11 protein-coding genes are annotated in these 13,538 nt (G+C 71.7%); 2 read left to right on the forward strand and 9 right to left on the reverse strand.

Translation table 11 applies throughout. The features are described 5' to 3' along the window. The first annotated feature begins 15 nt into the window (after positions 1 to 15). On the forward strand, positions 16 to 1,296 hold the full coding sequence (locus tag HOO61_RS16720) for a wax ester/triacylglycerol synthase family O-acyltransferase (RefSeq protein ID WP_172260491.1): 1,281 nt from the start codon (positions 16 to 18) through the stop codon (positions 1,294 to 1,296). Here the strand turns inward: HOO61_RS16720 and HOO61_RS16725 are convergent. Then, the gene (locus HOO61_RS16725) at positions 1,286 to 2,191 is read right to left on the reverse strand and encodes a PAS domain-containing protein (protein ID WP_172260493.1); all 906 of its coding nucleotides are present in this window, start codon (positions 2,189 to 2,191) and stop codon (positions 1,286 to 1,288) included. The genes HOO61_RS16720 and HOO61_RS16725 overlap by 11 nt on opposite strands. 204 nt (positions 2,192 to 2,395) lie before the next feature. Here HOO61_RS16725 and HOO61_RS16730 point away from each other — a divergent pair, with 204 nt between their 5' ends. Beyond that, positions 2,396 to 3,790, forward strand: a complete 1,395-nt coding sequence (locus tag HOO61_RS16730; protein ID WP_172260495.1) for a DUF2252 domain-containing protein — start codon at positions 2,396 to 2,398, stop codon at positions 3,788 to 3,790. Positions 3,791 to 3,829: 39 nt separating this feature from the next. Here HOO61_RS16730 and HOO61_RS16735 read toward each other — a convergent pair whose 3' ends face one another. The 8 genes from HOO61_RS16735 to HOO61_RS16770 form a co-directional block, all read right to left on the reverse strand. After that, positions 3,830 to 4,093 (reverse strand): GlsB/YeaQ/YmgE family stress response membrane protein, encoded by a 264-nt coding sequence (locus tag HOO61_RS16735; protein WP_172260497.1) that lies wholly within the window; start codon positions 4,091 to 4,093, stop codon positions 3,830 to 3,832. A 38-nt stretch (positions 4,094 to 4,131) separates the two neighbouring features. Next, positions 4,132 to 5,043 (reverse strand): HAD family hydrolase, encoded by a 912-nt coding sequence (locus HOO61_RS16740; protein WP_172260499.1) that lies wholly within the window; start codon positions 5,041 to 5,043, stop codon positions 4,132 to 4,134. Then, the gene (locus HOO61_RS16745; RefSeq protein WP_367650221.1) at positions 5,040 to 6,020 is read right to left on the reverse strand and encodes a formylglycine-generating enzyme family protein; all 981 of its coding nucleotides are present in this window, start codon (positions 6,018 to 6,020) and stop codon (positions 5,040 to 5,042) included. Before HOO61_RS16745 ends, HOO61_RS16740 begins: the two co-directional genes overlap by 4 nt. Continuing rightward, the gene (locus HOO61_RS16750; RefSeq protein WP_172260501.1) at positions 6,017 to 7,513 is read right to left on the reverse strand and encodes an arylsulfatase; all 1,497 of its coding nucleotides are present in this window, start codon (positions 7,511 to 7,513) and stop codon (positions 6,017 to 6,019) included. The genes HOO61_RS16745 and HOO61_RS16750 overlap by 4 nt, the downstream gene beginning before the upstream one ends. Before the next feature lie 111 nt (positions 7,514 to 7,624). Then, positions 7,625 to 10,357 (reverse strand): LuxR family transcriptional regulator, encoded by a 2,733-nt coding sequence (locus HOO61_RS16755; protein WP_172260503.1) that lies wholly within the window; start codon positions 10,355 to 10,357, stop codon positions 7,625 to 7,627. Between the two features lie 178 nt (positions 10,358 to 10,535). Continuing rightward, positions 10,536 to 10,739, reverse strand: a complete 204-nt coding sequence (locus HOO61_RS24595; protein ID WP_172260505.1) for a DUF2892 domain-containing protein — start codon at positions 10,737 to 10,739, stop codon at positions 10,536 to 10,538. Between the two features lie 76 nt (positions 10,740 to 10,815). Continuing rightward, positions 10,816 to 11,016 carry a hypothetical protein gene (locus HOO61_RS16765; protein ID WP_172260507.1) on the reverse strand — a complete coding sequence of 67 codons (201 nt, stop codon included), beginning with the start codon at positions 11,014 to 11,016 and terminating at the stop codon, positions 10,816 to 10,818. A 76-nt stretch (positions 11,017 to 11,092) separates the two neighbouring features. After that, positions 11,093 to 13,273, reverse strand: a complete 2,181-nt coding sequence (locus HOO61_RS16770) for an MMPL family transporter (protein ID WP_172260509.1) — start codon at positions 13,271 to 13,273, stop codon at positions 11,093 to 11,095. Between the last annotated feature and the right edge of the window lie 265 nt (positions 13,274 to 13,538).

Here is a 13,538-nt window from a genome sequence, read left to right on the forward strand (position 1 = left end):
CAGGAGGAGGTTCCGATGGAGCGCCTGAGCCCGTTGTCCTACGCCTTCCTCGCCGCGGAGGACGTCGATCCGACCTCCTGCCTGGTCATCGGCTCCCTGGCCGTGCTCGACGGACCGGTCCCGCGCGTCGACGAGCTCCGCGCGGTGGTCGCGTCGCGGCTGCCGACGGTGCCGCGCTACGAGCAGCGGGTCGTGCCCAGCCGGTTCGGGCTCCGCGCTCCCTCGTGGCAGACCGCCCCGGACCTGGACCTCCGCCGGCACGTCACCGTGCGCCGGGTCCCGGCGCCCGGGGGGCGGGCGGAGGTCGCGGCGCTGATGGCGGAGGCGATGGCGGAGCGGATGGATCGCGATCGACCGCTCTGGGACGTCACCCTGTGCAAGGGGATCGCCGGCGGGCGCTGGGGGCTGCTCTCGCGGGTGCACCACGCCCTTGCCGACGGCGTGTCCGGCACCGGTCTCTACCGCGTCGTGTTCGACTCCGAGGCCCCTGTGGCCGAGCCGCCGCCGACCCCGCCCGGGACCGCACCCGGCGTCACCGGGCGCAGCCTCGTGGCCGCGGCCCGCGGCGCCCTCCAGCTCGGCGCGGCGATGCTGCCGGTGACCCGCGAGGGCTTGCTCGGCCCGCTCGACGGGACCCGACGCTACGCGTGGACGGAGGTCGGCATCGCCGAGACCGCCGGCGTACGACGCACACTCGGCGTGACGGTGAACGACCTCGTGCTCTCGGCGATCAGCGGCGGCCTGCGCGAGCTGTTGCTCGAGCGCGGACGCCAGCCCGACGCGCACGCCCTGCGTACCCTGCTGCCGGTGTCGTCACGGGCACCCGGCACCGCGGACGTCCCGGGCAACCAGGTGACGCTCATGCTGTCGATGCTGCCGGTCGAGCAGGACGACCCCGTCGAGCGTGTGCTGGAGGTGCACGAGCGGGTCGCCGCCCTGCGGAGGGCGCACGAGCCGGAGGCGGGAGTGGTGCTGCAGGCGCTGGCCGGCCTGCTGCCCTTCCCGGTCCTGGACCGCGGGGTGCGGTGGGGGCTGCGCCTTCCCCAGCAGCAGATCTCGACGGTCACGACCAACGTGCCCGGACCGCGGACGCCGCTGACCTGCCTCGGCCGCCCGGTCCGTCAGCTGCTCCCGGTGGTGCCGATCGCGGACCGGGTGCGGCTCGGGTTCGCGGTGCTCAGCTACTGCGACAGCCTGGTCTTCGGGATCACCGCGGACGGGAGCAGCACGCCAGACGTCGACGTCCTCGCCGCGGGCGTCGCTGACGCCTGGCGCTCGGTCCTCGCTACGGCTTGACCACCTCGCGGAGGGTTCCCATGGCCCGCCCCACCGCGTCTCGGGCGACGTCGATCCGGGCGGCGATCGGTGGTGCCGCGCGCGTCAGGGCGCGGTCGAGCTCGAGCACGGCCGCGAAGAGGTCTTGGAGCACCTCGGAGTGGACCGCCTCGAGGAGCCGCTCGCGCTCCTCGATGCGGGCCAGGCGCTCGCTGCGGCGGATGTTGCAGACCACGCTCTTCGACCCGGGTTGGGCATAGAGGTCGGTCACCGCGACCTCCACCCAGGACCAGGAGCCTTCGGTGCGGACCCGGAGCTCGCCGACCCGTTCGGTCCAGGTCGGGTCGGCGGCCAGCAGCTCCTCGAAGGCCTGGTGGTCCTCGGGATGGATGTGGTCCGTGAGTGGCGCGCCCACGACCGCCTCCACCGGCCAGCCGAAGAGGTTGGCGACGGCCGGGCTGGCGTAGCTGACGTCGTGGTGCTCGTCGACCAGGACCGCTGCATCGCTGGACCGCTCCATCAGGTGCCGGACGGCGTCGCCGAGGTTGAGCGAGGCGCCGACGATGGCGATCAGCTCCCCGTCGCGGTGCACGCCGCTGTCGGTGACCAGTGCGTGCACCACCTCGCCTCCGCGGCGCCGGACCGGAAACCCGCCAGACCAGGAGCGGCCCTCACGCAGCGCGCCCATGATCTCCGCCGCCGCCTGCTGCGAGATCTCGGACACGGTCACCTCCGTGATGTCGCGCCCCACGGCCTCCTCGGCGGTCCAGCCGTAGAGCTGCTCGGCGGCTGCGTTCCAGGAAATGATCGTCCCCTCCAGGTCTGTTGCGATCACCGCGTGTCCGAGCGCGCGCAGCAGCTCGTCGGCGGACGGATGCACGAGACGTACCTCGGTCTGCGTCGTTCCGGGCTCCATCGATCCAGCGTGCGCCCTCGAACCTCCGTGGTCACGGGGCGAAAGTCCCTGGACGGGGCGGGCCTACCGGGCGGAGCGGCGAGGGTCCGGTGGCCCCTTGCAGCAGGATGACGTCCACACGCGACGGGTGAGGCGTACGTGCCGAGGTTCGGCTGGAGTGGATCGCGGCTGTCGACCGGCGGCATCGGCAGGAAGGGGTTGTTGATGGCTGAGACACCCAGCCGTGTGAGGTCGTCACCGCCCGTGGACGTGGCGGGAAGCACCGAGGTGGGGCGGGCTGCCCGCCGCGCGCGACCGCGTGAGTCGCTGGCGCAGTGCCCGACGACACCCGTCGACGCCGTCGCCCTGCTGCGCCGCCAGGACGTGGATCGACTCCCCGAGCTGCTGCCGCTCCGCTACGAGCGGATGCTCGCGACGCCGTTCACCTTCTACCGCGGGTCGGCTGCGGTGATGGCAGCCGACCTGGGTGCTTCGCCGATCAGCGGGCTCACCGCGCAGCTGTGCGGCGACGCCCACCTCTCGAACTTCGGTGTCTTCGCGACTCCCGAGCGTCGTCTGGTCTTCGACCTCGCCGACTTCGACGAGACCCTTCCCGGGCCGTTCGAGTGGGACGTGCAGCGACTCGCGGCCAGCATCGTGCTCGCCGGTCGTGACACCGGGTGCTCGGACCGCCAGACCGGCCGGGCGGTCCTCGCGGCCATGCGGAGCTACCGCGCGGCGATGCGCGCCTTCGCGAAGCAGGGCAACCTGGCGGTCTGGTACGCCAGCCTCGACGTCGAGCGGGCGCTCGAGGACCTCGCGTCCGAGGCGTCGACGGCCACCACGCGTCGCAGCCAGAAGGCGGTCCAACGCGCCCGTGGGCGCGACAGCCGCCAGGCCGCCGCCAAGCTCACGCGCGTCATCGACGGTGAGCGCCGCTTCATCAGCGAACCGCCGCTGCTGGTGCCGCTGCGCGAGCTGGTTTCCCCGGACGATGCCGAGGTCGTGCGCGAGACGCTCGCCGGGGTCATGGCCCGCTACCGCGACTCGCTGCCCGAGGAGCGACGCCACCTGCTGGACCAGTTCCGCCTGGTCGACGTCGCTCGCAAGGTGGTCGGCGTGGGCAGCGTGGGAACGCGGGCCTGGGTGCTGCTGCTGCGTGGTCGCGACGAGGCGGACCTGTTGCTGCTGCAGGCGAAGGAAGCGAGCGCGAGCGTGCTGGAGCCCTACTGCGCTCCCAGCCGACACAGCAGCGCGGGACGTCGGGTGGTCGCCGGCCAGCGGCTCATGCAGGCCAGCAGCGACATCTTCCTCGGGCACCAGGAGACCCCGGGGCCGCAGGGCCAGGACCGTGAGTACTACGTGCGCCAGCTCCGCGACGGGAAGCTGTCCGCAGACCTGGCCACCTTGGACCACCGACAGCTGCGGATCTACGCCCAGCTGTGTGCCTGGACACTGGCGCGGGCCCATGCCCGGTCCGGCGACCGGATCGCGATCGCGGCCTACCTGGGCAAGGGAGAGGCGTTCGACCGGGCGCTGAGTGAGTTCGCCCCGGCGTACGCCGACCGGGTGGAGGAGCAGCACCGCCAGGTCCGGGAAGCGATCGCAGGGGCCCCGTGACGACGGGTCCTGGGGCCGCGCCCGGTGTGGGCGCGTTGCTCAGGCGGCGCTGCGGCGCTTGTCGTACCAACCCCACGCGAGGGTGAGCAGCAGGGCCCCGACGAAGGACCCGATCAGGCCGCTGGGGCGCAGCTCGAGGCCGTCTCCGGCGAGCAGGCTCGCCAGTAGGCCGCCCACGAATGAGCCGACGAGGCCGGTCACGATCGCGATCGTCCAGTTCACGTCGCGCATCGACCGGCCGAGCACCATCTGCGCCAGGCCACCGGCGATCATGCCGAACAGGATGATGGCGAGGATCAACATGGTGGGAGCGTAGTGGTTCGCGGGCCCTTCGGGCAGTGTCAGACGAAGACGCTCTCCCAGTCGGTCGCGATGCTCGCCACCGTCCAGCCGAGCCGGGCCGCGACGTCGGTGACCGGCTCGGGCTCGGCGAAGGTCTGCGCGGTCGAGACGTAGCTGAACTCGCGGTCGGCGTCGTCGTGGTCGACGAGCAGGGCGAGCGTGGGGCCGCGCCCGGCTGCAGCCCACTCGAGCATCTCCCGGTCGCCGCCGGAGTTGCCGGCCGCGAGCAGCGGACGGCGACCCAGCTGGCTCTGGATGTTGCTGACCTTCGTCGCCCCCTCGTTGGCCCCACCGGCGATGCGCGAGCTGCGCCGCAGCCGGGGTGCCCCGCGCTCGTCCCGGTCGTAGTCGTAGTCGATCAGGGTGCCGACCACGAGCTGGGGCGGTACGCCGTACAGCTGCAGGCTGATCGCGCGCACGAACTCGGTGCCACCGCCGGTCACGATGGCGACCGTGACGTCACGCTCCCTCAGCGCGGCGACCAGCTCGAGCATCGGCTGGTAGACCACGGTCCGAAGCGGCCGGCCGAGGGTGGGGTGCTCGGCCCGCGACATGAACTCCCGGACCCGGACCGCGAAGTCCTCCGGGGAGGTGCCCGCGAACAGGCTCGTGAGGGCCAGGGCCACCCGCTCGAGGCCCACCTCCGCCAGGGCCTGCTCGTCGTGCGCCAGCAGGGCGGCGAGCTCCGGGACGCGCGCGACCTCCGGCTCCTCCACGACACGGGCGCGCAGCGCGTCGACGAAGAAGTCGAGCTGCGGGTAGCTCGGTCGCTCGCACCAGAGGGTGCCGTCGTTGTCGAAGCACGCCACGCGCTCCTCGGGGTGCACCTCGAGCACCGCGTCCAGGAACGCCACCAGGTCGTCGCGCGCGGTGCCGGGCCGCCAGGAGGGGAGCAGGTCCGCGGTCGTCACGAGGGCACCTGGGCGTCGTCGTCGCGGCGTACGCACCTGAACCCGAGGTGGCTGGTGCCGGTGTCCACCATCTGGGGGCGTCGTGCCGCGGGCCGGTAGCGCAGGCAGTAGGTGTCGGCACAGAGGTGCGAGCCGCCCTTGACGACCCGCCTGCCGATCCGGAACTGCGGCTGCGCCGGGTCGTAGCTCCGCGCCTCGTCCGTCTCGTCCTCGCGCGACTGGCGGCGGTGGTCGGGGGCACAGCACGGCCGGGACTCCTGCTCGGGGTGCCGGTCGGTCCACCAGTCGGTGGTCCACTCCCACACGTTGCCGGCCATGTCGAAGAGCCCGTACCCGTTGGCGGGGAAGTGGCCGACCGGCGCGGTCCGCGTGAAGCCGCTCTCCCTGGTGCTGCGCCACGGGAAGTCCGGGCCGTCCCAGGTGTTCGCCATGATCCGCCCGCCCGGTCGTGCCGCGTCCCCCCACGTGTACGTCGCGCCGTCGAGGCCGCCGCGGGCGGCGTACTCCCACTCGGCCTCGGTGGGCAGGTCGGCGCCCGCCCAGGTCGCGTAGGCCAGCGCGTCTTCGAAGGCCACGTGCACGACCGGGTGGTCCGGGCGACGCTTCACCGAGCTCCCCGGACCCTCCGGGCTCGACCAGCACGCGCCGGGCGTCCAGGTCCACCACAGGCTGATGTGGCGCAGGTCGACCGGTCCGCTGGTCGGCGTGAACACGAGCGACCCCGGGACCAGGTTCTCCGGCGGGGCGTCGGGGAAGTCCTCGGCGCGGGGCTCGCGCTCGGCCACGGTCCGGTAGCCGGTGGCTCGGACGAAGTCGCGGAACTGTGCGTTGGTCACCTGGGTCGGGTCGATGGCGAACGCGCCCACCCGTTCTCGGTGTGCCGGCGCCTCCTCCGGGTAGTGGTGGTCCGAGCCCATGGTGAACACGCCGCCCGCCAGCGGGACCGGGCGGTCCGCGACCGACGACCGGCCCTTCACGCGCTCGGGACCGCAGCACGCATCTTGGCCAGCACGTGCTCCACGTTGAAGCTGGCCGGCTCCTGCCGCGGCGGGAACTCGAGGAGCGACGCCATCATCTCGGCGACGTACGTCTGGGCCGGGATGAACGTCCACACGTGGTCGAAGATCCAGTCGTAGTAGGTGTTGGAGGTGATGTCGGCCCGCTCGTAGGGGTCCGTCCGCAGGTTGAAGAGCTTGGGGAAGCGGAGCACCGTGTAGGGCTCGCTCCACACGCGGAGCGTGCCCGTCGCCCGCTGCTCCATGAAGACGAACTTCCAGTTGTCGTAGCGCATCGCCGTGAGGTCGCCGTCGTCGGAGACGTAGAAGAAGTGCTTGCGGGGGCTCTCCTGCGTGGCACCGGTGATGTAGTCGAGCTGGTCGTGGCCGTCGAGGTGGACCTTGTACGTCGTCCCCGCGAGGTCGGTGCCGCTCCTGAGGCGCTCGGCGACGTCGGTGTCGCCCGCCGCTGCGAGGAGGGTGACGAACCAGTCGTTGTGGCTGACGATCCCGTTGAGCACCTGCCCGGCAGGGATCCGACCCGGCCACCGCACCACAGCGGGGACCCGGTAGGCGCCCTCCCAGTTGGAGTTCTTCTCGTTGCGGAAGGGGGTCATGCCGGCGTCCGGCCACGAGTTCATGTGCGGGCCGTTGTCGGTGGAGTACATGACGATCGTGTTGTCGGCCAGGCCGTTGTCGTCGAGGTGGGCGAGGACCCGCCCGACCAGCTCGTCGTGGTCGACCATCGTGTCGTGGTAGTCCGACTGCCAGCGGCCCGCCCTGCCCCTGCTGCCGTCCTTGACGTGGGTGCGGAAGTGCATGTGCGTCGTGTTGAGCCACACGAAGAACGGGGTGTCGTCGCGGGCAGCGTCGCTCATGAAGCGCAGCGCGTCCGGGACGACCTCGTCGTCGATGGTCTTCATCCGCTCCTTGGTCAGCGGGCCCGTGTCCTCGACCCGCTGGCCGTCCGCGGTGGCCCACGAGTGGATCACGCCACGCGGTCCGAACCGCTCACGGAACCCGGGGAAGTCCGCCTCGCTCGGGTAGTCGGGCAGCTCGGGTTCCTCCTCGGCGTTGAGGTGGTAGAGGTTGCCGAAGAACTCGTCGAACCCGTGCATGGTCGGCAGGAACTCGTCGCGGTCACCGAAGTGGTTCTTGCCGAACTGGCCGGTGGCGTAGCCCAGGTTCTTCAGCGCGGTGGCGATGGTCGGGTCCTCGGCCCGCAGGCCGATGTCCGCACCCGGCATGCCGACCTTGGTGAGGCCGGTCCGGTAGGGGTTCTGCCCGGTGATGAAGGCGGCCCGCCCGGCGGTGCAGCTCTGCTCGCCGTAGTAGTCGGTGAACATCGCGCCCTCGGCCGCGATCCGGTCGATGTGGGGCGTCTGGTAGCCCATCAGGCCCCGGGAGTAGCAGCTGAGATTGGTGATCCCGATGTCGTCGCCCCAGATGATCAGGATGTTGGGTCGGTCGGCCACAGCGTCCTCCTCGGTCCGTGTCCTCCGCGAACCTAGGACCCTCCGGCGCCGGAGGGTTCACCCTTCTCGGGCGAGTTCGCCGCGCCGGGGGTGAGGTGGCGGGTCTGGAGGCTAGGGCAGTCGCATCGCCTTGAGCTGTCGTCGTGACGTGATGCCGAGCTTGCGGAAGATGCTGCGCAGGTGGGCCTCGATCGTCCGCGGGCTGAGGAACAGCTGTGCGGCGACTTCCCGGGAGGTTGCGCCAGTGGCCACCAGGCGCGCGATGTGCGCCTCCTGCGCGGTGAGCGCGTCGGTCGGTTGCGCGCCACGCTTCCGGGGGTGCTCGCCGGTGGCACGCAGCTCGCGTGCGGCACGTTCGGCGTAGCCCTCCGCCCCCATGTCCGACAGCAGCCCGTGGGCGGTGCGGAGCTCGTCGCGCGCATCCAGGCGGCGGCCCTCGCGGCGCAACCACTCGCCGTACACCAGGTGCGCGCGGGCCAGGTGCGGGGTCATTCGACAGTCGCCGAGCCGCTCGATCGCTTCACGATAGTGATCCTCGGCGACCGGGTCCGCGGTCACCAGGGCACGCGAACGGGCAGCCATCCCGAGACCCCACTGAGTGCCGCTGGCACCCGCCCGGGACTCGAGCGTTGCGAGTGCGGCTGCTGCGAGCTCGGGTCGGCCGGCCCGGACCGCCGCCTCGACCAGCTCGGGAAGCGCGACGCTGCTGTGGGCCAGCTCGTCGAGCTCGACCAGTCGGCTGGCTGCAACGCAGGCCATGTCGAAGTTGCCCAGCCCGTTGTGCAGGTAGGCGAGCGCTATGTCGGCGCTGCTGACGACCAGGCCCTCTCTGCGCGTGGTCGCCCCCTCGAGGGTGGCTGCGATGAGCTCGGGCGTACCCGGGTGCGTACCGCGCCAGGCCGCCAGCGAGAGTCGTGAGTTGGGGAGCGGCGGGGCAGCGGTGGCCCGTGTGATCTCATCCTCCTCCGCGAACAGCTCGTTGGCACGCCTGAGCTCGCCGGTGAGCACGAAGGTCAGGGCCAAGGCGTTGAGAGCGGAGGGGAGGGTTGCGAGCGTCCCGGCCTCGCGGCCGACCCGCACGGCGCGCGTGGCCAGCGTGTGCAGTGCTTCGTCGTCCCACAGCATCGCCGCGACGTGGCAGGCCAGCCAGAACCAGCGGCCGTTCGCGTTGTCGTTCTCGGAGTCGTGGGCGACGAGAGACTCAAGTGCCCGCTGGAGGCTGGGGACGCTGGCCTCGTACCCTCGCGTGAACCTGGTGGACAGCCCGTCCAGGAGCAGGTCGACGGGTCGTGGGGTCGTCGCCGGAGGGGCCACCCGCTGAGCGGCGGCGGCCACCTCGCGCAGGTAGCTCTCCGGCGCGAAGCGGCCGGCATGGAAAGTCGCCTCGATCGCCTCGACGTAGGCCTCGCGGGCCAGCGCCTCGTCGAGCGGGACGAGCGAGCGTGCAGCCTCGAGAAGCATCGTCGCCGCGTGGGTGCCACGCGTCAGGCGAAACGTGCTCCGGGCGCGCAACAGCTCGACCCGGGCCAGCCGCAGGTCATCAGGTGGCCCGGAGGCCGCAATCGTGAGCAACCTCAGGGCTGCTTCGGTCGACCCGGCGTCATGCGTGGCGTGGGCGGCTTCGAGGGCTCGTGCTGCCCGGTTGCCCGCGTCCGGGGTGAGCTCGGCCGCGCGTTGCAGGAACGCGGCCGCGGCGGCCACGCCTCCGCGAGCGCGCGCCCTGTCGGCCGAGCGTTCCAGGTCGGCGGCCGCGTCCTCGTCGGTTCCCACCGCGGCCTGCGCGCGGTGCCAGGCTCTCCGGTCGGGATCGACAGCTGGGTCGGTCGCAACGGCGAGCGCTCCATGCGCCCGACGCCGGTCCGGGATCGCCGCTGCCTGGTAGACCGCTGAGCGCACCAGCGGGTGGCGGAACCGGACGCAGGTGTCGATCTCCAGCAATCCGGCAACCTCGGCGGGTTCGGCCGCCTCGGCGGCGATGCCCACGTGTGAGGCGGCGCGCCACAGCAGCTCGGTCTCACCCGTCGGGTCGGCCCCGGCGATCAGCAGCAGGAGCTGGGTCTCGGCCGGCAGGTGGTCCAAGCGGCTCTTGAAGCGGTCCTCGACGCGGCGCGGAACGCTCAGCGTGTCCGGCAGGTCGAACCCGCCCGCCAACCGCGCGAGCGCTACTCCTCGGGGAAGCTCCAGCAGGGCCAGGGGGTTGCCACGGGCCTCGGCGAGTATCCGGTCGCGCACCACGTTGTCGAGTGGCGTGCGGACAGCGCTGGTCAGCAGCGACAGCGCGTCGGCGTCGGCGAGGGCGGCCAGGCGCACCTCTGGCAGACCGGCGAACGGGCCGCGGCCGCCTGCGTCGGAGTCGCGCAGGCCGAAGATCAGAGCCACCCGCTCGGCCGCCACCCGCCGCGCCACGAAGGCGAGGACCTGGGCGGACCCCTCGTCCAGCCACTGCGCGTCGTCGACGAGGCACAGCAATGGCGCCTCCTCGGCGACCTCGGCCATCAGGGTCAGGGTCGCCAACCCGACCAGGAAGCGGTCCGGTGCGGCTCCAGCCCGTAGTCCGAACGCCACACCCAGAGCCGCCTGCTGGGGGTCGGGCAGCGCCTCGAGCCGTCCCAGCATCGGTCCGCACAGCTGGTGCAGACCGGCGAACGCGAACTGTGCCTCGGCCTCGACCCCGACCGATGCCTCCACCCGGAACCCCGCTGACGTCGCGGCCTCGCGGGCCTGCTCCATCAGCGCCGTCTTCCCGATGCCCGCCTCGCCGCGTACCAGGAGCGTTGCGCTGCGCCCCGCCCCTGCCTGCGTCAGCAGCTGCTCGACCGTCCCACGCTCCGCGCGCCGGCCCACGAAATCCTTCAGCGTCCCTCCTCGGCGAGATCACCTCGGACCATGGAATTCTCACCGACGCCACGCACGGCCGTCCAGCCCTTGTCCAAGGTAGGGGGCCATCGCCGATGCCGACATCGGACGATCTCGAACCGTTCTCGGCCCGGTCGACAGCAGTCGGCACCTCGCGACTGGCGGCTCAGCGGAACGCGCAGCCGGAGGTGACGCCGAAGCGGCGGAGGATGGTGGCGGCGGGGCACACGCCGGTGATGGCGGACTGGAGGAGGTTGAGTCCGACGAAGCCGGTGAGCAGGAGCCACCACGGCGAGACGAGGGCGGCGAGCAGGGCGCCGACCAGGGTGATGGTGCCGGCGAGGGCGAACACGGCGCGGTCGAGGTTCACGGGGGGTCTGTCCGTTCGTGGGTGAGGGGGCGGGTGGGGAACGCCGGGGGTGTGCGTCCCCCACCCGGTCAGGGGGTCAGCGGCCGAAGAGCCGCGACAGGAGACCGCCGTTGCTGCTGCCGGCCTTGTCGGCCTTGGCTGCTGCCTTCTCGGTGGCGGTGTGTTGCCCGTTGCACCACTGGTTGCTGGGCACCATCGCCTTGACGTCGGCGACGTGCTGGCCGCAGCCGGCCCAGGTGGTCTTGCCGCAGGTCTTACAGGTGGTCGGTCGGCACATGATTGGACTCCGTTCGGTGTGTGTCTGGTTCGGTGTGTGTCTGGTTCGGGGAGGTGGTCGGCGTCGAGCTGGGTGCTCAGCCGTGGGAGAAGGTGATGTTGGGAAGGACTCGGGTGAGCCAGCGCGGCGTCCACCAAGCGGCCTTGCCGGTGAGGCGCAGCATCACGGGCAGCAGGACGAGGCGGACGAGGAACGCGTCGAGGAGCACGGCGACGCCGAGGACGATGCCCATCTCCTTCGGGGGCAGCGGTCCGGACAGCGCGAAGGTGAAGAACACCGCGACCATGACCGCGCCGGCAGCGAAGATGACGCGTCCGGAGTGGGCCAGCGAGCCGACCATGGCTTCACGGGGGTCACCGGACTTCTCGTAGTGCTCCTTCGCCGAGGCGAGGAGGAAGACGGTGTAGTCCATGGCGATGGCGAAGATCATCGCGAAGAAGAACACCGGCGCCCACGCGTCGAGGAAGCCCTGGGACTCGAAGCCGAGAAGGTCGGCGCCGATGCCGTCCTGGAACACCAGGCGGGCGACCCCGAACGCGGCGGCCGTGGACAGCAGGCTGGCGAGGGTGCCCAGCAGCGAGATCAGCGGCGCCTGCAACGCGATCAGGAGCAGCAGGAACCCGAGTCCGAGGACGACGCCGATGACGAGCGGAGTGGAGTCGTCGAGCTGGGTCTTGAGGTCGAGGTTCTCCACGGCGGCGCCGCCGACGATCGCGGAGTCCGGGAGGCCGGCGCGGAGTCGGTCGACGGTCTCGGAGAGCTCGGGGTCGGACGGGTCGACGGTCGGGACGGCCTGGATCAGCACCAGGTCGGTGTCGTCAGCCGAGGGCTGGGCGGGCATGGCGCCGGCGATGCCGGGGTCGTCGTTGAGGACCTTGGTGGTGGCCTTGGCGTCGGAGGCGTCGGTGATGACCTGGAGGGTGCCGGGGGCACCGTCGCCGAAGGCGTCCTTGACCTGGTTGTAGCCGACGCGGGCGCTGGCGTCGTCGGGCAGCACCTGGATGGACGGCATCGCGGTCTTCAGGCCGAGCACGGGGGCGGCAAGGGCGAGGAGCACGACGAGGGACGCGAGCCCGAACGCGATGGGTCGCTTCCACAGCCGCTCGCCCCAGGCGGCGAACTTGGGGGACCGGTGCTCGCCTGTGTGGACCCACTTGAGCGCGCCCTTGTTGATGCGGTGGTCGAGCTTGAACAGCACGAGGGGGAGCAGGGTGAGGGTCGCCAGAAGCACGAAGAGGACGGCGAGCATGATGCCGCCGGCCATGGAGCGGAACGCCGGTGAGGGCACGAGCATGACCGCGGACAATGAGACGAGCACGGTGGCGCCGGAGAGCAGGACGGCCTTGCCGGCGGTGTCCATGGTCTCGGCGATGGCCTGGCGTGGGGTCTCGTGGTGGCCCATGCGCGCGGCGCGGAACCGGACGACCAGGAAGAGTGCGTAGTCGATGCCGAGCGCGAGGGCGAACATCATCGCGAAGTTCATCGCCCAGATGGAGACGGGGATGAGCTCGTTGATGAGCACCAGCGAACCTGCGGAGGCGACCAGGCCGGCGAGGGTGAGGATGAGCGGCAGGCCGGCTGCGACGAGGGCGCCGAACGCGAGCACGAGGATGGCCAGGGTGACCGGCCACGACATCATCTCGGACTTGAGCATGGCGTCGAGGTTGGCCTCGTTGAAGTCTGACCAGAGCAGGGACGCACCGGTCGGGTTGACCTCGATGCCGTCACCGGAGAGGGACTCGAGCTCGCCCTTGAGATCGTCGGCGACGCGGACCATCTCGTTGGGGTCGGCGCCGGAGCCGGCCAGGATGACGGCGGTCTCACCGTCCTGGCTCAACGTCGCGCCGGGCTGGGGGGCGATGACGTCGGCGATGCGGGGCTCGTCCTCGAGGATCGTGGTGACCTCGTCGATGACGTCCGCACCGGCCCCCTTGGTGACGGCTCCGTCGGTGGAGTGGACGACGACCTGGATGGCGGAGCTGGCGTTGCCGCCGAAGCTCTCGGTGGCGAGCTCGCGGACGGCGACGGACTCGGATCCGTCGGCCTGCCAGCCGGCGCCGGAGAGGTTGGCCTCGACCTTGGGCGCGAACGCGCCGAGGCCGATGACGAGGAGCAGCCACACCAGGGCGGTGGCCTTGCGGTGACGGGTGACCCACAGGCCGAGGCGGCCGAGGGGGCCGGGGCGGTAGCCGATGCCGTACGGATCTGTGTTGTTCGGGGCGGGCTGGGCGTGGCGGCGGATGGCCGTCGACGTCATGAGCAGCACTCGTTTCGTGTGTCGGGGGAGGGGGGCAGATGAGGGCGGGGACGGCGATCGCAGCGGTGTACGCGGGGACCAGCAGGACCAGGCCGGTGAAGGCGGCCGACAGCCGGGCGGTGAGGGCGGCGACGAGCCACCAGTTGGGGGCGATGCCGGCGGGAAGGGCGGGAAGGATACCCAGTGGGGTATCGACCGGGCGCAACTGTATACACCCCCGAGGGTATTCCCCAAAACGGGACCGGGTCGCGTGTGGCGTGCGTCA

It is taken from the genome of Nocardioides sp. zg-1230 (assembly GCF_013155335.1).
Classification (GTDB): Bacteria; Actinomycetota; Actinomycetes; order Propionibacteriales; family Nocardioidaceae; genus Nocardioides.